Annotated in this window: 28 protein-coding genes, 1 tRNA gene and 2 pseudogenes; 6 read left to right on the forward strand and 25 right to left on the reverse strand. The window is 60.9% G+C overall.

The window, feature by feature from the left end; all coding sequences use genetic code 11:
* Positions 1–167 precede the first annotated feature (167 nt).
* Positions 168–242 (forward strand) — tRNA-Thr (locus DYI42_RS12830).
* A gap of 628 nt (positions 243–870) precedes the next feature.
* On the opposite strand, the gene DYI42_RS12835 is transcribed toward DYI42_RS12830, so the two are convergent.
* Complete coding sequence (locus DYI42_RS12835) at positions 871–2097, reverse strand: DNA cytosine methyltransferase (protein WP_213546354.1); 1227 nt, start codon at positions 2095–2097, stop codon at positions 871–873.
* A gap of 68 nt (positions 2098–2165) precedes the next feature.
* Between DYI42_RS12835 and DYI42_RS12840 the strand changes: the two genes are divergently transcribed.
* The gene (locus tag DYI42_RS12840; RefSeq protein WP_213546356.1) at positions 2166–4280 is read left to right on the forward strand and encodes an ATP-binding protein; all 2115 of its coding nucleotides are present in this window, start codon (positions 2166–2168) and stop codon (positions 4278–4280) included.
* A gap of 99 nt (positions 4281–4379) precedes the next feature.
* Here DYI42_RS12840 and DYI42_RS24660 read toward each other — a convergent pair whose 3' ends face one another.
* Positions 4380–4673: a thermonuclease family protein gene (locus DYI42_RS24660; protein WP_369334182.1), complete on the reverse strand. Its 294-nt coding sequence runs from the start codon at positions 4671–4673 to the stop codon at positions 4380–4382.
* Positions 4674–4988: 315 nt separating this feature from the next.
* On the opposite strand from DYI42_RS24660, the gene DYI42_RS12845 reads away from it, so the two are divergent.
* Complete coding sequence (locus tag DYI42_RS12845) at positions 4989–5276, forward strand: hypothetical protein (protein WP_213546358.1); 288 nt, start codon at positions 4989–4991, stop codon at positions 5274–5276.
* 385 nt (positions 5277–5661) lie between these two features.
* On the opposite strand, the gene DYI42_RS12850 is transcribed toward DYI42_RS12845, so the two are convergent.
* From DYI42_RS12850 to DYI42_RS12955, 23 genes and pseudogenes are all read right to left on the reverse strand, one after another.
* A complete protein-coding gene (locus tag DYI42_RS12850; protein WP_213546360.1) occupies positions 5662–5940 on the reverse strand; it encodes a hypothetical protein in 279 nt (92 codons plus the stop codon).
* On the reverse strand, positions 5937–6221 hold the full coding sequence (locus DYI42_RS12855; RefSeq protein WP_274608815.1) for a DUF4031 domain-containing protein: 285 nt from the start codon (positions 6219–6221) through the stop codon (positions 5937–5939). The genes DYI42_RS12850 and DYI42_RS12855 overlap by 4 nt, the downstream gene beginning before the upstream one ends.
* Positions 6222–6487: 266 nt before the next feature.
* The gene (locus DYI42_RS12860) at positions 6488–6928 is read right to left on the reverse strand and encodes a hypothetical protein (protein WP_213546364.1); all 441 of its coding nucleotides are present in this window, start codon (positions 6926–6928) and stop codon (positions 6488–6490) included.
* 3 nt (positions 6929–6931) lie between these two features.
* Complete coding sequence (locus tag DYI42_RS12865) at positions 6932–8080, reverse strand: hypothetical protein (protein WP_213546366.1); 1149 nt, start codon at positions 8078–8080, stop codon at positions 6932–6934.
* Complete coding sequence (locus DYI42_RS12870) at positions 8073–9395, reverse strand: anti-CBASS protein Acb1 family protein (RefSeq protein WP_213546367.1); 1323 nt, start codon at positions 9393–9395, stop codon at positions 8073–8075. The genes DYI42_RS12865 and DYI42_RS12870 overlap by 8 nt, the downstream gene beginning before the upstream one ends.
* Positions 9392–10729: a phage terminase large subunit gene (locus DYI42_RS12875; RefSeq protein WP_244867899.1), complete on the reverse strand. Its 1338-nt coding sequence runs from the start codon at positions 10727–10729 to the stop codon at positions 9392–9394. Before DYI42_RS12875 ends, DYI42_RS12870 begins: the two co-directional genes overlap by 4 nt.
* A complete protein-coding gene (locus DYI42_RS12880) occupies positions 10719–11240 on the reverse strand; it encodes a terminase small subunit (protein WP_213546380.1) in 522 nt (173 codons plus the stop codon). The genes DYI42_RS12875 and DYI42_RS12880 overlap by 11 nt, the downstream gene beginning before the upstream one ends.
* A gap of 205 nt (positions 11241–11445) precedes the next feature.
* Entirely contained in the window at positions 11446–12615 is a 1170-nt protein-coding gene (locus DYI42_RS12885; protein ID WP_342344659.1) for an SEC-C domain-containing protein, read from the reverse strand.
* A gap of 115 nt (positions 12616–12730) precedes the next feature.
* Positions 12731–13405: a hypothetical protein gene (locus DYI42_RS12890; RefSeq protein ID WP_213546382.1), complete on the reverse strand. Its 675-nt coding sequence runs from the start codon at positions 13403–13405 to the stop codon at positions 12731–12733.
* Positions 13402–14349 (reverse strand): YdaU family protein, encoded by a 948-nt coding sequence (locus DYI42_RS12895; protein ID WP_213546383.1) that lies wholly within the window; start codon positions 14347–14349, stop codon positions 13402–13404. Before DYI42_RS12895 ends, DYI42_RS12890 begins: the two co-directional genes overlap by 4 nt.
* Before the next feature lie 261 nt (positions 14350–14610).
* Positions 14611–14934 (reverse strand): hypothetical protein, encoded by a 324-nt coding sequence (locus tag DYI42_RS12900; RefSeq protein WP_213546384.1) that lies wholly within the window; start codon positions 14932–14934, stop codon positions 14611–14613.
* Positions 14931–15404 (reverse strand): winged helix-turn-helix domain-containing protein, encoded by a 474-nt coding sequence (locus tag DYI42_RS12905; protein WP_213546386.1) that lies wholly within the window; start codon positions 15402–15404, stop codon positions 14931–14933. The genes DYI42_RS12900 and DYI42_RS12905 overlap by 4 nt, the downstream gene beginning before the upstream one ends.
* Positions 15401–15820 carry a RusA family crossover junction endodeoxyribonuclease gene (locus DYI42_RS12910; RefSeq protein WP_213546388.1) on the reverse strand — a complete coding sequence of 140 codons (420 nt, stop codon included), beginning with the start codon at positions 15818–15820 and terminating at the stop codon, positions 15401–15403. The genes DYI42_RS12905 and DYI42_RS12910 overlap by 4 nt, the downstream gene beginning before the upstream one ends.
* Positions 15821–16003: 183 nt before the next feature.
* Positions 16004–16597 (reverse strand): HNH endonuclease, encoded by a 594-nt coding sequence (locus tag DYI42_RS24665; protein ID WP_213546403.1) that lies wholly within the window; start codon positions 16595–16597, stop codon positions 16004–16006.
* A gap of 1319 nt (positions 16598–17916) precedes the next feature.
* Positions 17917–18477 (reverse strand): annotated as a pseudogene (locus DYI42_RS24670) (DNA cytosine methyltransferase); the annotation flags it as partial.
* A gap of 2 nt (positions 18478–18479) precedes the next feature.
* The gene (locus DYI42_RS24280) at positions 18480–18794 is read right to left on the reverse strand and encodes a DUF2312 domain-containing protein (protein ID WP_244867900.1); all 315 of its coding nucleotides are present in this window, start codon (positions 18792–18794) and stop codon (positions 18480–18482) included.
* 51 nt (positions 18795–18845) lie between these two features.
* A pseudogene (locus DYI42_RS24485) lies at positions 18846–19106 on the reverse strand (DNA translocase FtsK); the annotation flags it as partial.
* 11 nt (positions 19107–19117) lie between these two features.
* Positions 19118–19810, reverse strand: a complete 693-nt coding sequence (locus DYI42_RS12930; protein ID WP_213546392.1) for a hypothetical protein — start codon at positions 19808–19810, stop codon at positions 19118–19120.
* Positions 19811–19836: 26 nt separating this feature from the next.
* Positions 19837–20406 carry a hypothetical protein gene (locus DYI42_RS12935; protein ID WP_213546394.1) on the reverse strand — a complete coding sequence of 190 codons (570 nt, stop codon included), beginning with the start codon at positions 20404–20406 and terminating at the stop codon, positions 19837–19839.
* Positions 20406–20645, reverse strand: coding sequence for a hypothetical protein (locus DYI42_RS12940; RefSeq protein WP_213546395.1), 240 nt, complete (start codon positions 20643–20645; stop codon positions 20406–20408). The genes DYI42_RS12935 and DYI42_RS12940 overlap by 1 nt, the downstream gene beginning before the upstream one ends.
* Positions 20638–20790 (reverse strand): hypothetical protein, encoded by a 153-nt coding sequence (locus DYI42_RS12945; RefSeq protein ID WP_213546396.1) that lies wholly within the window; start codon positions 20788–20790, stop codon positions 20638–20640. The genes DYI42_RS12940 and DYI42_RS12945 overlap by 8 nt, the downstream gene beginning before the upstream one ends.
* Positions 20787–21026, reverse strand: a complete 240-nt coding sequence (locus tag DYI42_RS12950) for a hypothetical protein (protein ID WP_244867896.1) — start codon at positions 21024–21026, stop codon at positions 20787–20789. The genes DYI42_RS12945 and DYI42_RS12950 overlap by 4 nt, the downstream gene beginning before the upstream one ends.
* 119 nt (positions 21027–21145) lie before the next feature.
* Positions 21146–21364: a hypothetical protein gene (locus DYI42_RS12955; protein ID WP_213546397.1), complete on the reverse strand. Its 219-nt coding sequence runs from the start codon at positions 21362–21364 to the stop codon at positions 21146–21148.
* A gap of 89 nt (positions 21365–21453) precedes the next feature.
* Between DYI42_RS12955 and DYI42_RS12960 the strand changes: the two genes are divergently transcribed.
* The 3 genes from DYI42_RS12960 to DYI42_RS12970 all read left to right on the forward strand — a co-directional run bounded on the left by DYI42_RS12960 (position 21454) and on the right by DYI42_RS12970 (position 23221).
* Positions 21454–22119: a S24 family peptidase gene (locus tag DYI42_RS12960; RefSeq protein WP_213546398.1), complete on the forward strand. Its 666-nt coding sequence runs from the start codon at positions 21454–21456 to the stop codon at positions 22117–22119.
* Positions 22120–22592: 473 nt separating this feature from the next.
* Positions 22593–22847, forward strand: a complete 255-nt coding sequence (locus tag DYI42_RS12965) for a hypothetical protein (protein ID WP_213546399.1) — start codon at positions 22593–22595, stop codon at positions 22845–22847.
* A gap of 59 nt (positions 22848–22906) precedes the next feature.
* Positions 22907–23221: a hypothetical protein gene (locus tag DYI42_RS12970; RefSeq protein WP_213546400.1), complete on the forward strand. Its 315-nt coding sequence runs from the start codon at positions 22907–22909 to the stop codon at positions 23219–23221.
* Positions 23222–23425: the final 204 nt, after the last annotated feature.

Consider the following 23425-nt stretch of genomic DNA (forward strand, 5'->3'; position numbering starts at 1 on the left):
ATACAGCCGAAGCGTGACCCTTCAATGGTTTACACTCAGATGGTCCAAAAACAGGAAGCCAGCTTGGTCAACGGGTTACGAGGGCGGTTCCAACTCAGCCCCCACATGTCCTTCACCGGCAGGCCACGTTCAGAGGAGCCGCAGCACCTTGCCGCCCAGAGCCAAATGCTGTGGTAGCTCAGTGGTAGAGCACACCCTTGGTAAGGGTGAGGTCGAGAGTTCAATCCTCTCTCACAGCACCACCACAACCCCAATGAAATAAGGGCGAAGAAACCACCTGGCGGCGAGCGTTTGGGCTCAGGTCTGCAGAACTTTGCAAGTACATGCAGGCCATTTCAGGTACACCCCGTACAATTTCCGTACACGGGGTGCACCATTTGTTCACTCCGGTGTTGCGTGAAGCCGACCCTCGCCGACTCCATATTTTCGTCGGTACCACTCCGTTCTTCGGCGAAGCTCCTCTTGCAGGTCTCGCAGCGAGCGACACTTGCAGCACGAGCAGCATTGAGGTTTGGGCTGACAGTTCATGGCACGTTCTCCTTAAGCTGTGTGACCATGACTCCAGTCTGGATGTGCGTGACGCTTAGGCGCAATGTACCCAAGTATTAGAGCGGACAGGGCTCAGAGTTGCAGGAGCCGAGGACGTAGATGCACTTCATCTGGCTGAAATATCGCTGCCGCCATGAGGGCAGTAGGCCGGCTCTAGAAGGTGAACCAGAGGTCTTGCGCTAAGAGATCATCACTCGATCGAAGTGCGGCCCTTGCGGAATGCGGAGATGAATCGCAACGACTACGCCTGAGGCAAGGGCTTGGCCGCATCGGGCAATCCGATGGACACCAACATTCAGCCGAGAGGGCATCCACCTTACTCTATACAACCGCTCGCAATCTCTCAGCTTCTAATGCTTTGAGCTGAACACCTAGATGAATCTCACTACCTGTGACCTGAGGCAAGTCGGAACCTTGATCTGCTTCGCAATTGGTAAGCAGCGGCTCAAAGAGATGCTTTCGCAGAAACGACACTATTGGGACAGCGACACCGTCGCCCGTAACACGATACGCGCTAGTTGCCGAATTCGGCAACTTGTAGCTTGAGCTCAACCCCATGAGCGCCGCCGTCTCTCTTGGGGACATATTTCGTGTCTGGACCTGCCCCTCCCTTACTATGACGAGGGTCTGTAGACTGGATCCTCCGGCTGGAACTCTCAGACAACCTGACACTCCATCAAATCGCACCTCCGCCCTCTGAACGCTCTCGCCATCGGCGTTCTTCCGCATGCGCTTGTATAATGTACCAACAATAGTGCCTTGGGATCTCTGAGCATCTTCAACCTTTTGCAAATTGATTGGATCCATGAGTGAGAGCAAGTGCTTTGTTTTTTCCGGCGAATCCCAATGCACTAGATGATCCTCAGGCGAATTTAGGTACCGCATGAGATCTGTGCACTTCGGAGGCAGATCTGGGAGTCTCCACCACAGCCATTTCCTCTTTGCACTCTCCGGCAGCTTTGAATGCGCAGCACGAATAGCCCTAGTATGGATAGCCTTGACAGCGGACTGAGAAACCAATTCCTTCGATAAACTAACCCGATCACTCACACCGACAAAGAAGAGCCTCTTTCTCGACTGTGGCAGGAAATTAACTGCATCCAGCGAGAATGCGCCAAACCGATAGCCAGCATCAGAATACGCCGAGCACAACGTCTCGAAGTCCTTGCCGCCATGCGACGTAACAGCTCCCATAACGTTTTCTAATACCACGATACTTGGCTGACGCTCTAAAGTGACCAACTCCTCGATCAGATGCCAATAAGCCCGAAATGCACCAGACCGTGTGCCGGCCAAGCCTGCACCTCCACCCGCGAGAGACAAATCTTGACAAGGGAATGAAGCCCAGGAGAGATCGGCGCGCTGCCCAAGATCTTCGGCGGACAAGGAAGCCACGTCACCCCGGACAAAGCCTGCCTCTCCCCAGTTGGCAGTGTAGGTCTGAGCCTTGGCAGGATCGATGTCGTTGGCAAACAAGCAGGTCCAGCACTCACTCAGGCCGGCCCGCACCATGCCGCCGCCCGCGAAGAATTCTTGGAAAGTTGGCACTATCGCCCCCCGTTTTTGAGTGTGTATAGTTGCCCACGAGCACGCTGGCGACAAGGCATTTTGAAAACATGGATTTCGAGGACAACACATTGCCGTTAGATGAGAATCCCCCGGCCGAGCTTAAGTTTGCACACAATGTGATCGAGCACCTCGGCATCAAGTTGTACAAGAACAAGGCTGGCAACGTGCTGGCCGAACTGCTCGCCAACAGCTGGGATGCCGACGCACAGTGGACGGAAGTCACCATACTCAACTCGGGCAAACCAGGCGAGCCGGGAGCGATCCTTGTCCAAGATAATGGCTTGGGCATGACATACGAACACGTCCGAGATCACTACCTCCATGTTGGCAAACCAAAAAGGCGCAGCCCAAGCCAAACGTCGCCTGGAGGCAGGCGCCCAATGGGTCGAAAAGGATTAGGTAAGCTGGCCCCGTTTGGCATTGCTCGAGTTGTCGATGTCGTCACTATCGTCAACGGTGCAACGACTTGGTTCACCCTCAATCTGGATGACATACTGTCGCACGGCCAAGACGGACGCTACCCACCCAAATTTCATGCTCAAGATTTGCCCGAGAACGAAGAAATCAAAAGTGCAGATGCTTTCGTTACGGAAAAGGCCTCAGCGTTTCGTGAAAAAATTCTCTCACAAGAAATGCGATCAGGCACTATGGTTTGCATGTCAAAGGTCGGTGAGAATCTCCTTCCCGACACGGATGAGATCGCTTCAGAAATTGGCGCCAGATTCACCGTAGTGCTGCTACGAGATGACTTCACTGTCTTTGTAAATGGCAAACGCCTGTCAGAGGCTGAAGCATTACCTAAATTTGAACTTAGAATCCCAACGGGAAACGGCACGGTGACCGAAACTGTTGATGGCAACCAAGTGAAGTTCTGGGTTGGCTTTGTCGACACCGCCGAATGGTCATCCGATCAAGCCGGCGTGGGGGTATTTGCACACGGAAAGATAGCCCAGACTCGGCCATACTTTTTCAACAAGAAGGGAAAAGAAGTCTTCCAGAGGTATCTCTATGCAGTCGTCGAGGCAGACTGGATTGACGAGGCCGATGAAGACCTCATCTCCACTGATCGGACGGCCATCGACTGGACTTCTCCAAAGCTTCAAGCGCTGCACGATTGGGGGCAGCGAAAAGTGTCTAGCTGGATATCAGCCTACGAAGAACATCGGCGCGAGAAGCAAGACAAAGAGGTAGCGAACCAAGCCGATGAGCTCAGGCAGAGTAAGAAAGCGAACACTTACACTAAGGCTGAGAACGACCAAATTGACAAGCTAGTGTCTGACGCCACTCGGGAAATTGGGAAGACAAAAGCCGCCGTTCAAACACGCGAGGATCTCCTCATTGCGGTATCGAAGGCTTGGATTAATCAGCCAACTCGACAGTTTCTTGGGGACCTTTGGGGTAGCCTCCTGAAGTCGAACGCTACAGCCTCCCAGATTGGGGAAATCGTAAACCAACTGTCGGCACATTCAGTCCCCGAAAAAATGGGCCTCGCCCTAACGTTTTCGCAAAGAGCGTTCGCGCTGACCGTTCTGTACGACCTTGTCCATAAGAGGTCTGAGACCGATCTGCAGCAACTTGTTGCGGAGTTCCCTTGGATTCTTCAACCACGCGGTGACCTGTTGACAGCAGACAAGTGGCTTAAGACGACAATCAACGAGGCCGCTGAAGCTCTGAAGGATGGCCCTCGGTATGATCCGGGATTGGCCATTAAGGGAATGACCGAAAGCCAGAGAGCAGACTTTGTTTTTCTGACCTCCCCTGACGATAAGACCATCAAGATCGTCGAAATAAAATCTCCTGAACTGGTTCTTACTGTGGAAGAAGGCCGCCAGCTGACGTCCTATTTGGATTTTGTTTCCGCGCAGCGGTCGGACGCAATAGTGACGGGTGTCTTGGTTGGAAATAAGACTGGCTACCAGGCGACGGATACTCGTGTCGAGGTAAAGAGCTGGAGTGAAATATTCCTAGAGTGTCGATCGATTTACGTCGAGATGCTTGCAAGCATGATCGAAATTTCAGATATTAGTGGTGGCGACAGTAGGCTCGAGATCATAAAGCAAGTTGGCGGCCCAAGAACCTGGGAGCTATTGGTAAAACTTTCAGATACGGACCCGTACCTTCAACAGCTTTTTGGTCAATTCGAGGCACCCGTTGTGATATAGTAGATATAGGCGCCCTTTGCGCTAGACTAACTTCCGTTGACGCACTCATAGTGTGTGGGTCGATCATCCACCGATCCATTGTCGTCGCTTAAATCCCCGTTACTGTGCAACCTCACACCGTCGATACTTGATCGCGTAACCATGTCGGATCATCTCGCAGGCCAGGTCAGCGCCGTTCGGCAGGAAGCACTGCGCTACCTGACGGTCCCAGCGCCCCCGGTACTTGCCCTCGTACGTGACACGCTTGCCCATTGTGAGCTGCTGCATCCCCCATTTCGCGGTCGGCCCACCGTGTGCGGGTATACAATCACCTGCTGACCCAAGAACATTTCTGAGCACTTGTCTCCGTAGGTATTGAATTGCTGTCGGTGGAGCCCATGTATCACTTGTCATAGCAGCAGTGTATCGACGACCGCATGCATAAATGGAACTGTCGGTAACTGGCTTAGTGGTGGTGGCTGCTACAACAAGAGACCCCCACCATGAGATGATGGAGGTTCGCAATGCGAGCGACGTTCATCCTCGAAGCCAGCAAGTCCGACGGTACGATGTATCGTATGCAGACTTCCTTGGACGTATTAGTCTTGGGCTGGCTGTTGAGGTACTTCGGGCTCTAGGGCTTGCACGGGGTCGTCCGATAGGGCGGCCCCTTTCGTTTTCTGGACGTTGTCGTACTATTGCGGGAGCAGTTTTGGAGGACCATGCGAGATGGCCAAGGGCTCAACATACAGGGGGCAGTACTGGGGGATCGACCGAAACGGAAAGGTTGCGACGGTTTCCGAGTACTACGAGGATGGTGGCATAATTCTCAGGATGATGAACCACGACGCTGCGATCATTCAGCATGCTGTAATGCCGGGCAGGCAAGCTCGTTCAGAGGTCATCATTGTTTTTGGGTTGAAAGAGATCACCTTCGTAGCGAGTAGTATGGCAAACAGTGAATTTGAAGCGTCCGTGCGCGAGCAATTGGAGGCCAAAGCATCAAGCCAAGAATAGTCAGGAAGCGGTACCGCCCGCAGCGCTTCGCGACGGGTGTGTGGCCCACCTAGCTCGCGCATATCACCCGCGTCAAACGCCCAGATCCGGACCTTGTCGGGTCCTTGGATCGTGTCGCCGTCAACGACATAGAGGGCGGCGCAGACCGAGAGGATGCAAAGCACGACGGCCTTCTACCTCGACCTGAAAAAACCCATGGCGATAGTCGCGACCAAGTCACCCAAGAGCCATGACACAAGCGCGTGTGGCAACCAATGCCAGTCTTCGCCGATGAGGTTCCAAACTACGACCCAAGCGATCACTCGAGGTATCAGGCCCAGTACTCCGCCGACGAACAACCACCCCATCTGCGCTCTCCGTTTCCGAAAGACAATCTGCCATGAGACTATGGCATGGCCATTCCGCTTCGCACAGTGACTACGGGCTCGCCCTCCTCCGCAATTGGGTCTTGCGGTAGCAGCACTGCAATCCTTCGAAGAATATCTTCGAGATGTTTTTCGAAAAGCGTTTCCATGGTGTTACCCTCATAGGGCTCGCGGTAGTCGTCGAATAGTGCAAGGTCCGTGATCCGGCACAGGAAATGAACGCCGTCCCGAGCAACTCTAAAATGCAAGGCTTCGATACCGGCAACCTTCCAAGGCCCTTCTACCAGTTCCACCGTCATTGGCACCTCCCACTTGGTATCCAACCGATCATACACAAGAATGCCATCACGCTGCACCCCCAGCCCGACGTTAGGAAGGTCGGCGTCAGGATGGTACCAGTGCACATCATCGAAGCCTCAACCGCGCTCGCAGCCACAGCGAGGGCGCGCTTGGAGAGACAAACGTCGAAATGCTCGCAATAGGTGCCGGGCTGCTGGATCCGGCGAGTTTCAACGCCGATGCCGTCGGCCAATACCAGCAGCTCTGTGCACGGGTAAGCGATCACATCGCACATTCTCATCTGCCCGTGGCGCGCGCATATTGTCTGCGTAGACCGTCACCGCGGGCACCCATGCTTCTCGCATTGCTCGCCCATGTAAACGACCCACTCGGCCATGGGCCGGTCGACTCTGATGGTGCCTCCAAGGTCGTTGTCGGTTTGCGTTTGGCGCTCTGTTGCGACTTGGGTCCGTACGATCTAGCATCCGTCGCCCAGTATGCGGCCATCTTTTAGAGAGTCATCGCATGTACAACGCACGGTCTGAAGCGAAGCATCAATGGCCCTCCTTAAGCCGGATCCGAGCGGACGCGGTCAGCGATGACGGCGTCGGCCAGATCGCCGGCAGAGAAGGTGCCGGCCTGTTTGCAGTAGGCGACGATGGGCTCGTCGGTGCTCACGGCAGCGAGACGCCCGTTCGCGTCCACGGTGAGAGCGGCACCAACGGCATAGGTGCCCGCCGCCATCCGGACCTGGTAGGTCTGGCCCGGAACCGCCTGGTAGGCGGCGCCGGTGTCACCGGACGCGTAGGCGGTGCTGATGGTCTGGTTGTTGAACTCCAGGTTCGTGAGAACGAAGAGCTCGTTGAGAGCGTCAGCGGCAACGGCCCGCGTCAGCTCGGCCCCGTCGGAGACCATCAGCTCGCCCGGGGTGTAGGCCCCGGCCAGCGGAAGGTTGACAGTCTCGGGCTGCGCGCGGCTCGGGCCGCGGTAGATCGCGTAACCAGTCATTGGTTATGCCTCCTTCTTGTCGGCGTTGCCGAGGCCCATGACTTCGTTGAAGTCATAGACATCCGCACCATCACCCGCGCCCGCACCCGCGTTGGTGAGCCCGGCGGCCTTGCCCGGCTCGGCCTTGGCGGCGAGCTTGCGTGCGGCGTTGAGGGTGAGCTCACCGGCGGCCTCCTCGTCGAGGATGTTCGCCTTGACGATGGTCTTCACCAGGTCGGCCAGCTCGGCCTTGTCCTTGGCCTCCTGGTTCGCCTTCATCTCGGCCAGGTTGTCGGTGAGCGGCTTGACCGCGTTGGTGACGGCCTCGGCGATCTGGTCGCCGATGCCATTGATGCTTTCCTCGAGGCCATTCACCCGCTCGGAAAGCGCTTCCAGCTGCTTTTCATCAGCCATCTGGTCTTCTCCTTCGTTGTTGGAGGTGGTTTCCCGCTGCGAGGAGCCCTGAATGGCCTCCATGAATGCGGTCATGATGCGTTCGATCATGGAGGCGCGCTCCATCTTCTCGACCGCGCGGACGGCCCAATCGGTCGCCCATTCGAGGTCGCGCATGGCATCATCCGCGATGACGCTGTTCACGACCTCGATCTCTTCGCCCTTCCGGTTGACCATCATCCCGACGCCCTGGTCGGGCGTGGCGGCGCCCTGCTCGTTCAGCAGGATGGCGTCGTGGTCGAACCAGATGTTGCGGGCGATGTGCTTGAACCCGGCCCCCTCGGGAGCATCCTCGATGTTGCAGAGGAGCCCGGTGCTGGTGTGGATCGGCTCGCCCTTGTTGACGGCCTCCATCAGCTCGCGGCCCGCCTCGGTACGGTTGGCCACCTCGACGTCGATCACCTTGTCGAGGAGGACGCGGCCATTCTCCTGCCGCACGTTCTCATTCCAGGCGCCGCACCAGCCGCGGTTGATGCCCTCGGGATCGCTGGCGGAGACGAACTTGCCGTTGACCTCCGGGTGCCCGAGGGGCGCGGGCGCGCGCTCCAGCGTGGCGTAGGAGTTGGCGATCTCCAGCGCCGGGTACTGGATGTCGTTCATCACGATGTTGTCCGGCAGGGTCGCCGATGACACCACGATCACGTCGCGGCCATTACGCTTGGCCTTCTTCGGCTTCGAGGTCGCGTTGCTGCGGATGTTGACCCGGATCTGCTTAGGCATCGTCGTCGTCCTCTCGGTTCAGTTCGTCCAGCGGCTCGAAGCCGACCTCGGCGCGGATTTCATCAACCTTGAATGCGGGCTCACTGCCCCCCAAGGGGTCGCTGCCGATCTTGTTGATCTCGGACATGGTCTTGGCGCGCTTCATCCGCTCCTCGGGCGAGGCGTTGAGCAGGCTTTCCCAGTCGATGGTCCAGTCGCGCTCGGGGATGATCTGGAAACGCTCCAGCCGGTTCAGCAGCTCGCGCAGCGATGGGATGACGATGTGCTCGCGCCGGGCCATGCAGGCCTTCGACCACTCCTTCTGGTCTTCGGTGGACGCGCGCTCGCCGGTCTGGTTGCCGACGAGGATGCGGATCGGCATGTTGACCGAGGCCGCGAAGCTCTGGACGCTGACGTTGAAGAAGTGCTCTGGAATTGGCAGCGTCACCGAAGTCGGCTTGGCCTCCATCCCCTGGAGCATGAGAAGCTTGTCAAACCCCTTCTGGAAGTCGTCGACCTGTTCGTTCAGCGCCTCGAGGAGATCATCAACCGAGACCCCCATGGTCGCGGCCATGTCGGCGAGCTTGGCCTCCTTGTCGACTTCGATGACGGGCGCGCCCTTGGCGTTCTTCCAGAAGCCCTCGCCGCCGGCGCCCTTGATCTTCTCCGCGTCGACCAGGTCGTTGTAGCCGGGCTCCAGAGCCGAGGGCGCGTGGACGGTCCCATCGACTGACCAGATGATGACCCTGTCGGGATGCACCTCGAACTGGCGCTGGCGCTGGTGCTGTTGCTCGACCGCGCCGCCAGTATCGACCGCTGCCTCGTGGAAGACGAACATGGTCGGGCGCCCGTAGGTCTCCGAGGTCTCGTCCGTATCCCAGCGAGACACCTTCAGCTGACCGGCCCATGCGGGCACGATCTCCACCAGCCCGTCCAGCCCGCCCGGTACCCGGTCGACGGGCTCTTGGAATCGCTTGCTGTCGGCGAAGCGGAGGATCGCACCGGCGTAGCCCCCGACAAACGAGCGCCGGTCAGCCTCGACCAGCGCCTGCCATGCTCGGATGTCGGACAGGCGCTGGCGAAGGTCTGCCTCGGTGTCACTCTCGGCCGGTTCCTCGCTCTCCCAGAAGCTCGGCAGGGTCTCCCAGGTCCGGAGGATGGTCTTGTTGGCCGCCGCAGCCCCGAGCCCGTTGCGGCGATACATGCCGTAGAGCATGTCGAAGGTGACATCCTGCGGCCACCCGTAGTCCTTGTAGAAGTTGTGTTTGGCCTCGGGAAACCAGCCCGGCGGAAACATCGTCGAGAAGCGCCGCATGGCGTTGACCATCATGTTCATGCGCGGTTGCCTTTCAGCTTCTGCCGGACGGACTTGCTCAGGAACATCTGCGCCGTCGTCTCTTCTCCGAGCATCAGCTCGGTCAGGGCCCAGACCAGCGCGTCAGCCCGGTCTGGTGAGCCGGCGCCCTGGTAGCCCTCGGTGGTGAAGGCGGCCATCTGGTCTTCGAGGTCGGAGAAGGCTCCGACATGGTGGGCTCGCGCGGGCCGTATGATCTCGCCCCGGTCGTCGGCCTGTTCTTCGTAGAGCGCCGCGATGGGCTCGGCGCGGACGTGCTTGCCGCGGGACGCTTTGACGAGCTTCACCTTCGCGTTCTGGTCTGCGGTCCTGATGGTGCTCTCGACCATGGCCCCGCCGTAGTTCGCCTCCGCGACGATCAGATCCGCCTTCCAGCGTCCGTAGGCTTCGACCGCCCGTCGCCCCCAGCCAGCGGGAGACAGGCGGCAGGTGAGGTCCTCAAGGATGTAAGCGTGGCCATCCACCCCCTTGCCCGCGACGATGATGCCCTGGCTGTCGCCCCCTGCCCCGTCAGAACCCGATGGATCGACCGCGACGACGATGCGGGTCAGTTCGGGTGCCTTTTCCACCCGCGTGGCGTCCATTCGCTCGATAGGCCAGAGCGTCCCCGGCACCTCGGCCAGGTACTTGCCATCGAGGAAGCGCTGCCTCTGGCGCTCGGGGAGTGTCTCCAGCTCCTCTAGGTACTCCGGCGGCAGGTTCGGGTTGTCCGCGGGGTTCATCTGCACCCAAGCCCGCGTGCCTGAGGGAAGCGGCAGGCCGTTGTCCGGCCTCACGCCCTCGACGAACTCCCGATGCGTCCAGTGCGAGCGACCGACCGGGTTGAGGTCGTAGTAGGCCTTGAGCGGGAGCCTATGGCCGTTCACCTTCGTGATGTTCTGCGCCAGGCGCGTGCGCAGGGTGAGGATCGTCTCGTAGGCGATCTGCGACGTCTCGTTCGGGTAGATCGTCGCGTATTCCTTGCCGAGGATCTTCTCGACCCTCTCCTTGTCATCGAGGCCCCCGAACCAGACCTCCGAGCCGTTGGGCAGGACCACGAACTGGTCGGCCTTGTTGGGCGTGTACGGCACGCCGGGAAAGGCCAGCCGCATCATCGTCGGCCATGTGTCCATCATGACCGCCTGGCGCACGTCGATGTTATGCAGCCGGCAGATCAGGTGGCGCGACTCCGGCGCCGAGAGCGCCCGGGCGGCTACACAGCGGCAGAAGCCGAAAGTCTTGCCGCTTCGCGACCCACCGTAGGCGAGGATGTGGCGCGCAGCCGAGGCGGCTGCGTCACGCTGTTCGGCCTGCTTGGCCGTGAGCTCAAAGCTCAGCGTCCTTGCCTTCGAGGTTCACGGTAATGCTCCCCGTTGCGTTCACCTGCTCCCTGAAGGCCTGCACGTTCACATGCTTGCCAATCAGCTCGATCCGCCTGACCCGGTCCGAGAGCTTGAGCTTGCGGACGGTGCCGATGCGCTCCCGATCCTCGCCGCGACCTTCGAAGAGCTCCTCGACGTCGACGCCTGCCACAAGACCCTTGCGCCAGATCTCCGGCCAATCGTGCACCGGTTTCAGGTTCATGCCCTCGTCGTAGAGATCGGCGAGGTCGGCGTCGGCTTCGTCAGCCAGCCGGGTCAGCACCCAGTCCGATGTGATCTCGGTGCGCTCCGAGCGGGCGGCCTGAGCCTCGGAGACAGCGGCCGCAACCTTAGCATTCCCCAACAGACGGGAACCTTGCTGCTCTGCGGTCTTGGGGCTGTACCCCGCCCGGATCGCGGCCTGGGTGGCGTTGAGATCGACGAGGTACTCCTCGACGAAGCGCTGTTGCTTGGGCGTGAGGGCCATCACACTGCCCTCCGTTCAAGGGGTGCTGGTGTTCCGGTTCAGATTCTGGGGGTCCGAAAACAAAAAAGGCGGGCTCCGGCCCACCTCTTGCGATAATGCGAATCTACAGGGTTTTTTGTGCCGGTCAATACGTCGTCACACCTTTACTCTGCCTCACTATGGGAAAAACTCCTCAACTTTCGGGGTGTCGCCGAACGCAGTCCAGTCATCCACGGACTGACTCTACCACGTCAGCAGTGATGACAGAAACCCCATCGTCCATGTATTCGCTTGCTGACCGCATCCGGGTCGGCGTTCCACTCATGAGCAATTTCCTGTAGGCGACACGTCGAAGCTCATCGAGCGCCTCCCACCAACTCGGTCGCAAGTACACGTTTTCGGTCTGGAGAAACAAGAGCCGAACCAAAACATCCGCCTTGCGCTCATCGGGAATGCTCTCGAACGAGTCCACAAAAGCTGAGGCCGGGCCAACATTGGTGCCAACCCAGCCGAAGACCACAATTGTTTGCCCACCGAAGGTGGTCACATTGACGCTCATGTGTTCGTAATCCTTGCTCTCGCGGCCGAGCTGCTGCAGCTCCGCCCCTGAAGCGTCGAATTCAGGATGAAAGGCGCCACAAGCTACAACAGGAAGAACGCAGTCAAAACGGACAGCCAGATAATGGAAAAGGTCCAGTGAGCCCTGGATGAGCAGGTCGTCGAACTCCTTCTTCCACTGCTCGGCGTCCCTCAAGCCAATTCTTACTCCAGCCTCATGCAAATGCAGATATTTCTGGATCATTGCTTGCCATTGGAACGGGAGGCCGCGATCCCCCTCTCGCTGAATGGGCACTCCCCTGAGTTGAACTTCCTTTGCAAACCTTTCATATGAAATAGCCCGGTAGCTAAAAAGAAACGCCGTGTCTTTGCCCAACGTTAGGGTTTTCCCTTCGATTGGCTTAAACAGTTCTGTGTCGTGTCTGTTGCAAAATCCGGGGAACACGGATGCGTTCTTCACACCAACCTTACGCGGATTTGGTTGCCCCTGGGACTCGATCATACCTTTCATGGTGGGCTTTACGGTCAACACGTGGCCCGCTTCTGCAATCTCCGCGATACCACCACTCTTCTGGATCGTATGAGCTTTGATAATCTTCGAACTGCACGGGCTATTTTCTTGATCAGGATGAGAACAATAGCCCTCCCGAAGCATCGCAAAAAGCTTACCCTCTGCCTCGAAGATATTGACTGGGTCCTGATGCTCTCGATCCAAGTGGCACTTCTTGTACTTTTGACCTGATCCGCACCAACACGTCTCATTGCGCCCCATCTTCTCGACTGGCGTTATTGGGTCAACTTTAAGCGCTGGAGCGCGAAGGGAACTGTGAGGTGCCATGCTTTGAACATAGTAAACCCCAGCGCCGGTAAAAGCCGAAAATTCGGCGAGCGTAGACCGCCATTACGATCTACTGCTCTGACGGGCTAAGGAATCGGCCAGCTGCAATCTGGTGTCACGTGCCTGCCCGGTGCGCAAGCTCATCCAGACCTTCCCGCAACCGCTCCATGTAGCGATAGAACGCCCGCGACCCCTTGCAGCCCTCCATCGCTCGGATCGACCGGTTCTCGAGGACAACGTGGGCGATGTACGGCCAGTGGCGCGCTGAGACATGCCGCGCGACCGCGTGATAGCCCCCGATCCGATCGACCATGATCGCCACGCTCTGGTCGGGTTTCGGGCTGGTATCGACCTGGACCTTTTTGATGGCCGGGGCCGTGCGCTGTGTATTCTCCCATGCGTTCCGGAGCATCATCGCAGCTTTGGCCTGGCGGGCGGTGAGTTTGCCCTGCTGCTCGTAGCGCTCGATCCAGCAGAGGCGGCGGGCCCGCTTGACCCCGTTTGGATTGACCTTGCGGCCAGTCCGGGCGTCGAACTGGTAGGCGGGCTCGATGGTCGGGCTGTAGCCGTTGCTGCGCATCCAGTCGGCCGTGGCCTGCCGGGCCCGGGCTACGCGGCGCTGGCGCTCCCTCGGGCCGACGTTCGGATCCTCCGGCCCGAGCACGAGAACCCGCAGCCGCCGGTCCTGTCGGAGGTCTTCGCGGAACTCGGCGAGGATCTGCGGCACGTCGCCAAGTACGGCGAGAGTTGCCGGGCCGAGGTCCCATGGTGATTTCTTCTGCTCGCTCATGCGCCCTCGCTCGTCGCGTTGTTGATTTCTGCCTCGGTCACCAGCCCGGCCTGCAGGCATTCGAACTTCATCTGCTCAGTGAGGCCGAAGACGCGGCCGCCCTTGATCTTCGCTGCCCAGAACTCGAGCTTCTGCTGCCTCGTGGCCCTATCGTCCTTCGGCGGCGGGAAGTTCTTCCACGCTGCCTCGCAGAGCCAGTTGTCGGAGAATTTCACCTTGTCGCGGTCGTAGGTCGCCGAGGCCGTGGCGTATCGCCGGGCCGCTGCCGTCAGGTCTGCCGGTTGGCATCCGCCTCGAACGGCTCGGTCCCAAGCCTCCCGGCCCCGGTCGGTTTCCCGGGGTTTCGGATGGGCCTTCAGGAAATCCTCATAGCCGTCGTCGTCGCGCGCGCTGCGCGCTGATAACAACGAAGATGATTTATCATCTGAGTTGTTATTACTCTTGGTCTCTTGGAATGGATACCGCCCCGGAACTTCCGTGGATGCATCCGCGGTTGGCGGTGGTTCTTTGTTTTTCAGAGACTTACCAGATTTTTCTTGCGTTTCTGTGGGGGTCATTCGCGCACCACCATGGCGCGCAACTGCCTCGTTTTTTTGATCACCTCCGCCCTTCCGGGCACTCTGCGACTTCAAGAATTTCTCGGTTTTGACGGCCTCGATGGAAAGGCGATCATTCTTCCAATTGCCTTCTGCCACCTCGAAGAAGGGCTCGATGGTCGGCCGGATGCGCCGCTTCCATGTCTGGGGCGTGGCGCGAGCAATCCTTGCCAGCTTGCGGTCGTCGTCAGGGAGGCTGCACTCCTCACGCCCCCACATGGCAGACAACAAAAGGAAGTAGGCCCCGATCTCATCTGCGGACAGTTCGAGGGTCTTGCGCACGAACGCATCCACCCACATCGGCAGCGCGTACTTGGTTCGAGCCTTCTGAGCGTTGAAAGAGCTCAAGCTATGCCTCCAGCCCCATAAGGGCTTCCTCAATGGCTATTTGGCGGCAGCGCCGCCAGGTCCGGCGGAGGACGCGACGCCACCGCTCATCGCCCCGTTTGATGCGCCGCCGTGCCTTGGCCAGCCGCTTCCGAAGGTGCTTCGGTACCGCGCGCCAATGCACGCCGCAGATCCATTCCTCACCATCGTGGATAGGTGGCTCTCCTTTCCGCTGGCCGCGGGTGCGGTGGCAGCCAGGGCAAAGACAGGTTAACCGCCGCGTCATGTCGCCTCCTCCAGGCTCACGCTCTCGCAGCCCAGATCGGGGTGGCAGCGCAGGTTTCCCTTCGGCAGGAGCACCGTGATCGGGCATTCGAGCTCGTGGTCATAGATCAGGTAGTACGGCGCGCCCGAGATCTGGAAGCGCCACAGGCGCCGCCCTGTCCGGCTGATGCGCTGGACATATGTGACAACCCGCTCGTCGCCTTCCTGGACTGCCTTGGAAAGGACCAGCCACAGAACCTTGGGCTTGATGTGATCGCCGATGCGCTCCCTCACCCGCTGCGCGAAGTGGAGGTAGCAGCCCTTGGTGTCAGGCGCATTCATCGGGCAGCCCTCCGTCCGATGATGATGTCCTTCATGTCGGCGTCTTTGATTGCGGCCCGGGTTTGGGCGGCCGACGCAGCCAGTTTCCCGGCCAGTCGTTGCTCCCGCCATTCGCCGGTGTTGATCTTGTTCCAGCGCGAGATGCTCCGCTTCGGCAGGCCCAACCGCTCTGCGGTCTTGCAGATGCGCGCCATGTTCGTCCCGAAGTGTGCTGCCATATCGGAGCACCCGACCTCATAGCGCCACATCGAGCGGAAGCTGTCTTCCTGCTCAGGCCCGATGCACTGCTGGCGGTCACGGGGAAATTGCGGGCGCGGCGGCAAGTCCCGCGCCGCGGCCCGGAAGCGGACCGCCTGGGCGCTGATGCCGAGCTCGGCTCCGATCTCCGCGAGCGTCATGTCGTGATTGTTCCAGAGCCGCGCGAAGGCCGCGTTGGACACTGTCTTGCCTCGATGTGCCGCCCGGGTCATGGCAAGAGCCTCCGGGCCTCGGCTGAGAGTGCTCCACGGCACCAGGCAGCAATGTCGATGTTGGGAGCCGCGTGGGGCGCGATCACCGCCACGCAGCCCTTGAGACCCGGCACCCAGACAAGATGGAAGACCGGCACGATCCGCCGATTGTCGTCGGGCAGGACACCGGCCTCGACCATCGCGTCGGCATAGGCCTTGATGACGTTGTCGCCATCCATACCCCCTACCCCGTCGGCGCCGACGTGATAGGTGATCTCGACCGGCGGCTCGACGGGGCGGATGCGCTGGAGTGCGAGCATCTGCGCCGCCTGCCGGCGCCACGCTCGGTACTCGGGCGTCTTCCGCCGCCCCTTCGCCGCGTTAGCGAAAGCGTTGTTCAGGCTGATGGGGGCTGGAAGAGCAAGGACCTGGGTCATGCCATTGCCTCCCGGCTCGACGAAGCGGCCAGATGCGCCGCGTTCGCCCCCGCAAGGGCCTCCGCCAGATCGGGGCAGACGCTGTTACCACAGCACGAAATCTGCACGTGCTTGGAGAAGGGGGTGAAGGACCATTCGCCATGCGCGTCCTCGCTCCAGACGCCCTCGATCACGTAGCTTTCGTCAATGGTCAGTTGAGCGGCGTATGAACTCGCTGGAAGTGTTCCGTCGCGAATGGACGAAGCGATGGCAGTAGCCACATAGGAGGACAAGATTTCCAAGATCACGGCGGAGGCTGGGGAAGGCTGTCCAGCCCGCGATGTGGTGAACTTCGAAGCCTCTTTCCGGATAGACGTGCGCTTTTCCGCATCGACGGCATGAAGCCCCGTCGCGCCGCCAAACCTGGTTGCAGAGATCCCGCCACTCGCTGGATGTGTAGAAGGTCTGCCGCTCGGACGTTGCTCCTCCTCTCCAGTTCCCGTTGCGAACGCCCGTGTTTGATGCAGCTGCGCAAGCGACCGAGCAATATCTTCGAACTCGGTAGGCAGGGGAAACGAGACGCTGCCGGCCGCACTCCTCGCAGGTGACGTGGATCTTTTGGGACTGCGTAGAACTAGACGCCTTTGCCCTAAGTCGATCAGCGCAGACACGGGAACATGACCGCTTCGGCCTGCTGCCCATGATTGCCACGAAGGGAGCTCCGCAGGCTTCGCAACGGCGCTCGACGCGAGGGGCTGTGCGCGGGCGACCGCCCCTTGGATTGTGCGGCCTTGCCATTGTTTGATCCTCCACGTTTTCCACCAAGAAGGGAAGCCCTGCGCGTTGAACAGCTCGCGGGGCGTCAGCATGCGCAGGCCAATGTCGATGACCACGAATGTCTCGCCATCCAGGTCCAGCGTCACAAACTCTTCTTCGCCCCAAGCGCCGTGGGCGCGCAGGAAGGCGGCCACCTCGCGCGCCCGGTCCTCGTGCTCGGGGCGGAAGGGCGGCGCAGCCAAGTCGGCCTGAATGTGGCCGAAGCGATCATCCACCGTGACGGTGTGGCAGGGCTCATCGAGCGGCGCGCCGGTGCCTTGGCCGTAATACTTGGTCAGGAAGGCCGCCACCGGGGTTTGGTGGCTCCCGCTGCCCGCGACTGTGCTCACGGGCTCGCGCGGATCGTGCCCGGCGTGGGCTCCCATGCGCGGCCCACCGTTCTGTTGGGCGAGGAAGGCCGCGACCGGATATTGCTTCACGCCACCAGCGACCACCGTGTTGAGCGGTGCGCCAATATCGAGGGCGCGCGGGGCCTGCCCTTCACGCTCGCCGTTGCCCACGTGAACCATGGTCGCGGCGATCATGCTGTTCTGGTCTTTCTTCGACGCGCAGATGGTGTGAGCGGGGGCGTCGACCGGGCGGCAGGAGCCGCCGTGCTGGGCCTGCGTCAGGACTGGCGCGACAACGGCATGCTGGACGCCCCCCACGGTGACGGTGCCCATCGGCTCTTGCAGCGGGTATTCGCGCCGCCCGCCGCTGTCGCCGTGGGCGATGCTGGCGAGGTAGGGCGTCACGCAGGTCAGCCCCGCGCCTCCAGCGGTGACGGTGTGCGTCTGCTGGTCTGCACCCTGCCACGGCTTCTGACTATTCCGCATCGTTGCCAGAAAGGGCGATACGACGGCGCTATGCCCGCCCCCGGCCAACACCGTGGGGTGCGGCGCATCCACGGCGCTATCGCGGCGGGCGGTGCCCTTCATTGACATGAGCGACGGCACCACCACGCTCTTCTCGCCCCGGTTGGCGCAGGTGATGGTCTCGAACGGATCGTCCACGCTTTCCACGCGCCCGCCGTGGGTGAGGTTCACGATGTAGGGCGCCTTGGCGTCGAGCACGTAACGCTTCATGCCCCGCGCGATCCTCGCCATGGTGTTGTCGGCCAGTGGGCGGATGGCGCGCAGCCCGTGCTTCTCCTTGATGTCCTCTGAGCTGTCGAAGATCGAGGGGCATGTGATCGACCAGTCGATGCACTCGGCCGCCGTGCGCCACGGCTTGCGCTTGCCCTGCTTCACCGCCCGGCTTTCAGGATCTCCATGCGTGGGCTTCGGCCAGACAATCGGCCTCCCGTCGCGGCGCGCGACCAAGAACCACCGCTTGCGGATCGTCGGAGCGCCGTAATCGCAGGCCCGCAGCTCGCGGGATTGCACCCGGTAGCCCGCCGCCTTGAGCCGCTTGAGCCAAAGCTCGTAGGTCATGCCGGAGAACTCTTTGATGATCTTCCCGTCGTCGCCCAGCGGCCCCCAGGTCACGAACTCTTCGACGTTCTCCATGCAGATCACGTCGGGCTTCACCTTCTCGGCCCAATCGACGACGATCCACGCCAGGTCGCGAATATTCCGGTCGCGCACGGCCCCGCCCTTCGCCTTCGAGAAGTGCTTGCAGTCGGGCGAGGCCCACAGCAGGCCCACCTTGCGGCCCGCGCAGACCTTCACCGGGTCGACATCCCAGATGTTGCTGTTCAGGTGGAGCGTGTCGGGGTGGTTGGCCGCGTGAAGCGCGAGCGCCGGGCCGCTGTGGTTGATGGCGATATCCGGGCTGCGGCCAAGCGCGCTCTCAATGCCGGTCGAGGCGCCGCCGCCGCCGGCGAAGCTGTCGATGATGAGGGGGAGTGCCGATCCGTCCATCGTTACATACCCAGCGCGGATTTGTACATGTCGAGCACCGCCTCTTCCTCGGCGATGTCGTCGGGCTCGCGCTTGCGCAGCGCGATGATCTTGCGCATGACCTTGGTGTCGTAGCCACGCCCCTTGGCCTCGGCCATCACCTCCTTCTGCGCGTCCGCGATGTCCTTCTTCTCGGCCTCGAGACGCTCGAACCGCTCGATGAATGAGCGGAGCTCTTCGGCGGCCACGCGATGGGTCTTGTCCTTCACGTCCTGATCGGCCGCAGTCTCCTTAATAGGCCTCGACCGCTCACCAAGCGCGCGTTTAACTGACGTCATAGCTGTCTTTGCGATCTGAAGGTGCTTCGGCAACTCGGCCACGAGCACATCGCGCTTTCCCACTGAATTGGGTGGGCTGACGATCCCGGCCTCTTCCATTGCTTCGACCAGGCGCGCGGCCTTGTTGTAGCCGATGGCGAGCTTGCGCTGGATGTAGCTGGTGGAGCACTTGCGATCCTGGATCACCATCTCCGCGGCCTGTAGCAGGAGAGCGTCAACGCCGTCGGCGGCACGCTTCAAATCGCTTTCGGTGAACGGTCCTGTGGTGGTGCCATCTGCCAGGGTCATAGTCATGGTGGTCTGATCATTCATGGTCAGCTCCTTCAGAAAAGGTTCTCCTGGCCCTCAGGGGCAGGCGGTTGCGGGTTGCCGGGGTAGTCGCCCGGGCGCTCCAGCGCCGCACGGCTGCCCGGCGGGATCCAGTCCAGCACCTTCGCGGCACCCCCTTTGCGCCAAATGAACCAGGCGTAGCTGGTGGCGGTGCTGGGCTGCTTCCACTTGCCATCGCGGGCGCACCAGTAGGGTTGCGACGGGTCCAGCAGCAGGCCGGAGGCCATCACCACGCGCTCGGCGAAGATCAGAGTCTCATTGGGCGGGGTGCGGGCGAAGATGTCATGGTAGCGGCCGGCGCTTTCGAGGAAGGCGGTGCGCAGCAGCATCGCGCAGCCGTGCCGGGCCACGCCGAGCGCGCGATGCACGAATTCGGCGGCCCGGTTGAAGGGCGGGTTGGTGATGATCCAGTCCACCGGCTCGCCGTGAAGGATCGGCTGGGTATCCGGCCAGTCGAGCAGGAAATCCTGCGTGCTTTCCTGCCCTGCCCCGTAATCCACGATGTCGGAGGCCCAGACTGAGCGGAAGCTCTCTGCCAGCACCTTCGCCATGTGCATCTCGCCGCAGGCAGGCTCCCACACGCTCATCCGCTCCGCGCCCCAGATGCGGCGGGTGAGCGCACGTGTCGCCCATGGCGGCGTGGGGAAATAGTCGAGGCTGTCCGCCGCCGAGTGACGGCGCGCCATGACTGCTGTTGAACTGCTTGTAGCCATCATCTCACCGGCTCTTGAGGAGTGGTTTCCCTTGCAGTGAGCTTCAGCCTGAGTTCCGCGAGATCGCGTGTGACAAGAGCGCGAGAGACGCCCTCGGCGCGCGCCATCTCTGCGAGTGACTGCCCGGCTTCGGCCATCGCCTTAAGTCGCTCACGACGCTCGAGCGTCGCCTTTCGAGGACCGCCGCCACCGCCGACTGCCTTGGACGGGGTCAATCCCATTTCCTTCAGCCAGACGCGGACACGGTGGTCAGGGAACCCGGTTTCTTCCGCGAGGCCCGGGACGGTCTTTTCGGGGCTGAAGGCGGCGCGCAGGATCTCCTTCCGCTCTGCCTTTGCTGCGCGCTTCGTCCTTTTCGGGATCAACGGCGCGGGTGCCGGTGGCGACGATGGCGCTGCCGTGAGCCTGCGCTTCGGCCCGGTGATGAGGGCCACCGGCGGGCGCGCGCAACGAATGCTGCTCACCCCTGCCCGCCTGGCCGCGTTCTCGGCGGGAGCGAGCTCGGCCATTCCGCGGGCATATGGGATCTGCAACGCCACCCACTGCTTTGGTGTCAGGTCTGCCATCATCAGCCCCCGTCCCGAGGCTTGGCGAAGATCGCCTTCGCGATGGCCTTGGACATGCGAATGCGAATGTCAGCGGTGCTTGCTGATTTGGCGCCCTTGCAAGGACACGGCTGGAGGGCGACCCGCAGGCTGTGCGCCTCGACGATAGGCAGGCGGATCACAAGGTGCTCGCCATCCCGCTTGATGCTGGACGCCTCTCCGTCGAAAGCGAGGTCAGGGACTGAAGGGGCTCCGTCAGCCATGGCGACCCCGAGTGTTCCCGGAAGGTTCTCCGGAGATTTTCTTCAGCCGCGCAGCGGCGCGCGCGGCAATCAAGTCGCCGGTGGCGCCAATGTGGATGCCGAGCGCGACTTGAAAACGGAGCCACGTGATCTGAACCCGGATCATCCACGCAGCTCCCGCGCCGCCTCGGACGGGAAGCGCTCGTAGGCCATGCCCACAGCAAAACCGCTGGGGGCGTTGCTACCCTCCCACCAATTTCGCGCTGTCGTCGCATCGACGCCGAAGGTGAATGCAACGTGCTCGGGGCTCTCGAAGTGACTGTGGATGAACTTTTGCCAGCGGGCCTTGAACGCTTGCCGATACGACAGCGCTTGCTGCTTGGAAAACTTTCCTGAGGACATTCCTTTGGTTCCTGGTCCAGGTTGCGTGTGTGAACAGCGACCTGACGATTTGGAGCCAGAGAAAGGATCAGAGGCCGGGGCAACAGCTCCGGCCTCTGCTTGCGTGGCGACACAGCGGCTCATGCGGCAGTCTCGCCATCGGACTGCTTTTGGGGAGGGTTCTGAGCCATGTAGGCGCGGAGCTTTTCACTGTCCTCCGCATCCTTGATGTCGCGCCGCTTCTTCCGCTCGAAGAAGCGCCCGTTGCCCAGCGCCCGAAGGGACAAGGTCGAAGGGGCGATGCCTGCATCTTCGCAGTACCGCCTGACCTCTTCGGTGATGTTGGTTTGCTCCGTCATATCAGCACCGACATTTGCCTATTGGCAACATCATGTCAATGCCAATTGGCAAATATGATGTCGGCAGGCAAAGTGCTTTAGTCGCGCACATGAGCAAGACAGTGCGCGATCGGATAATTCAGGCTTGGGAAGAAAGCGGCGTGTCAGCTGCAGAGCTGTCGCGCCGCTCCGGCGTCAGCTACGATGTCATAACCAAGCTCAAGCATCGACCAACATCGTCGACATCCGCGGAAAATGCGGAGAAGTTGCTCAGAGCCCTTGGCCTGACCGGCACCGCATCAACCTCCTTAGCCACCCCGCCGACTGCATTCGGCAACAGCGCCCCCTCCGACGCAGCGCTCACCTCTGTTCCAGTTTACGATATTGCGGCGGCGGCCGGCGTGGGCATGATTGTTCCCGATTACGAGGCCGTGGCCGAGAACCTTGCTTTTCCATCTGGCTACCTTCGACACTTGACGACCACCGCACCACAGCACTTGGCCATCATCAGCGTGACCGGCGCCAGCATGCTCCCGACCCTGAGCCATGACGACTTGGTGATGGTAGACACGACAAAGAAGAACATCGCCTACGACGGCATGTTCGTGATCCGGCATGATGATCTGTTGAAAGTGAAGCGTCTGCGCTGGGGGCGCGGGAAGACCAGCATCATCATTCGCTCCGACAATGTGCGGGACTTCCCCGAAGAAGATGCGGATCCAATGGATATCGAGATTGTCGGCCGGGTGATCTGGACAGGGAAGAAAGAACCATGAAGAAGAAGATTCTGTGCGCCTGCCTGCTGATCAGCCTTTCTGGATGCCTTGGGGATCCGAACACGGCGGTCGATCTCATGAAGGGCAATGGTTCAGTAAGCAGAGCGCCAGATGGATCTATGACGTTCCGATACGTCGTTCACGCAGACGCCTATGATGGCATCATCGATGACCCCAAGGAGCTCCGCTCTCAGCACGAGATGCTCATTGGCCAATTCCTAGGAAACGCCCAACACTGCCCTTCTGGATATGCGATCACATCGCGATCCAGGAACGAAACCGTACCAGCATACGTATACGAGGGCCGCTGCCGCTAAGCGCCGCGCCTATCGACAACACAACCACACCCTGACGATTCGGCTCATTGCGAGGAAAGTTGCCATTTGGCAAACTTTTCCCTTGCCAATGACTTTGCCATTTGGCAAACTCCCTTCTACTCGCCCACCCCCCGGGCACCAGAGAAGGAGACCCCGATGAAGACCCTCACCACCGCCACAGCGCTGCTGATTGCCCTCAGCGCCCCGCTCATGGCTCAGAGCATCACCGAGAAGGTGACCGGCTGCGCGACCAAGCCCATTGAAGGCACCAACGCGCTCCAGTTTGCCGACCCCACCTGCGCCGCCCGCGCCGGTGTCATCGCCCCGCCGAGCGGCGGCGAGACGCGGCCCGCAGTGTCCGCAGAGGTCGCGCAGAACATCAAAGACCTCGCTGACCGCCTGTCCAACTGACCCATCCGCCTGCCGCCCTGCGGGGCGGCAGCACTATGGGCCAGACGAAGGAGAGACCCATGCTCTACAGCGCCAAACTCACATCGATCAGAACCGGGCTGGAGACCACGTTCGTGGGCTCACGCGAGCAGATGGAGGGAATTGCCTCTCGCAACGGCGTGAGTTTCCGGTCTGTCGTCGGTCCGGCGACAGACGAAGAGATCCTCGGCTGCCTCGCCCGGTTGGACAACGATATCGCCCAGGCGCGCACTCAGCTGGACAACTCGTCCTGGAGTTCCGGCCCGCACCATCGGGGAAAGATCGCCGACCTCCAGAACGAGCGCCTGAGCATCCTCCGCGACCTTCCCTCCCACCTCTCTGCGAGGGTCGCCTGATGAACAATCGAGCAGATAACAAAGAACGCCTCATGCCTGACGGCGTCACCTCGACCGGCGGGCGGGCATCTGTCCCGGCCCACATGCCCGCCGGTCACCTTTCCAATTCGAATGCCGACGTCCCTCACGGAACGGCATGTGCCGGCGGCGGGGTCTCCTCCCCCTCCTCCCGCCCCGCCGCCGGCACATGCCGTTCCGTGAGGG

The sequence above is a fragment of the Vannielia litorea genome, assembly GCF_018424695.1.
GTDB lineage: Bacteria > Pseudomonadota > Alphaproteobacteria > Rhodobacterales > Rhodobacteraceae > Vannielia > Vannielia litorea_A.

Coding starts and splice junctions, on each gene's coding strand:
- DYI42_RS12840 (WP_213546356.1), top strand. CDS start 2,166: ATGGATTTCGAGGACAACACATTGCCGTTAGATGAGAATCCCCCGGCC.
- DYI42_RS24660 (WP_369334182.1), bottom strand. CDS start 4,673: ATGACAAGTGATACATGGGCTCCACCGACAGCAATTCAATACCTACGG.
- DYI42_RS12845 (WP_213546358.1), top strand. CDS start 4,989: ATGGCCAAGGGCTCAACATACAGGGGGCAGTACTGGGGGATCGACCGA.
- DYI42_RS12850 (WP_213546360.1), bottom strand. CDS start 5,940: ATGACGGTGGAACTGGTAGAAGGGCCTTGGAAGGTTGCCGGTATCGAA.
- DYI42_RS12855 (WP_274608815.1), bottom strand. CDS start 6,221: ATGAGAATGTGCGATGTGATCGCTTACCCGTGCACAGAGCTGCTGGTA.
- DYI42_RS12860 (WP_213546364.1), bottom strand. CDS start 6,928: ATGACTGGTTACGCGATCTACCGCGGCCCGAGCCGCGCGCAGCCCGAG.
- DYI42_RS12865 (WP_213546366.1), bottom strand. CDS start 8,080: ATGCCTAAGCAGATCCGGGTCAACATCCGCAGCAACGCGACCTCGAAG.
- DYI42_RS12870 (WP_213546367.1), bottom strand. CDS start 9,395: ATGAACATGATGGTCAACGCCATGCGGCGCTTCTCGACGATGTTTCCG.
- DYI42_RS12880 (WP_213546380.1), bottom strand. CDS start 11,240: ATGGCCCTCACGCCCAAGCAACAGCGCTTCGTCGAGGAGTACCTCGTC.
- DYI42_RS12885 (WP_342344659.1), bottom strand. CDS start 12,615: ATGGCACCTCACAGTTCCCTTCGCGCTCCAGCGCTTAAAGTTGACCCA.
- DYI42_RS12890 (WP_213546382.1), bottom strand. CDS start 13,405: ATGAGCGAGCAGAAGAAATCACCATGGGACCTCGGCCCGGCAACTCTC.
- DYI42_RS12900 (WP_213546384.1), bottom strand. CDS start 14,934: ATGAATGCGCCTGACACCAAGGGCTGCTACCTCCACTTCGCGCAGCGG.
- DYI42_RS12905 (WP_213546386.1), bottom strand. CDS start 15,404: ATGACCCGGGCGGCACATCGAGGCAAGACAGTGTCCAACGCGGCCTTC.
- DYI42_RS12910 (WP_213546388.1), bottom strand. CDS start 15,820: ATGACCCAGGTCCTTGCTCTTCCAGCCCCCATCAGCCTGAACAACGCT.
- DYI42_RS24665 (WP_213546403.1), bottom strand. CDS start 16,597: ATGGCAAGGCCGCACAATCCAAGGGGCGGTCGCCCGCGCACAGCCCCT.
- DYI42_RS24280 (WP_244867900.1), bottom strand. CDS start 18,794: ATGACGTCAGTTAAACGCGCGCTTGGTGAGCGGTCGAGGCCTATTAAG.
- DYI42_RS12930 (WP_213546392.1), bottom strand. CDS start 19,810: ATGGCGCGCCGTCACTCGGCGGCGGACAGCCTCGACTATTTCCCCACG.
- DYI42_RS12935 (WP_213546394.1), bottom strand. CDS start 20,406: ATGATGGCAGACCTGACACCAAAGCAGTGGGTGGCGTTGCAGATCCCA.
- DYI42_RS12940 (WP_213546395.1), bottom strand. CDS start 20,645: ATGGCTGACGGAGCCCCTTCAGTCCCTGACCTCGCTTTCGACGGAGAG.
- DYI42_RS12945 (WP_213546396.1), bottom strand. CDS start 20,790: ATGATCCGGGTTCAGATCACGTGGCTCCGTTTTCAAGTCGCGCTCGGC.
- DYI42_RS12950 (WP_244867896.1), bottom strand. CDS start 21,026: ATGTCCTCAGGAAAGTTTTCCAAGCAGCAAGCGCTGTCGTATCGGCAA.
- DYI42_RS12955 (WP_213546397.1), bottom strand. CDS start 21,364: ATGACGGAGCAAACCAACATCACCGAAGAGGTCAGGCGGTACTGCGAA.
- DYI42_RS12960 (WP_213546398.1), top strand. CDS start 21,454: ATGAGCAAGACAGTGCGCGATCGGATAATTCAGGCTTGGGAAGAAAGC.
- DYI42_RS12965 (WP_213546399.1), top strand. CDS start 22,593: ATGAAGACCCTCACCACCGCCACAGCGCTGCTGATTGCCCTCAGCGCC.
- DYI42_RS12970 (WP_213546400.1), top strand. CDS start 22,907: ATGCTCTACAGCGCCAAACTCACATCGATCAGAACCGGGCTGGAGACC.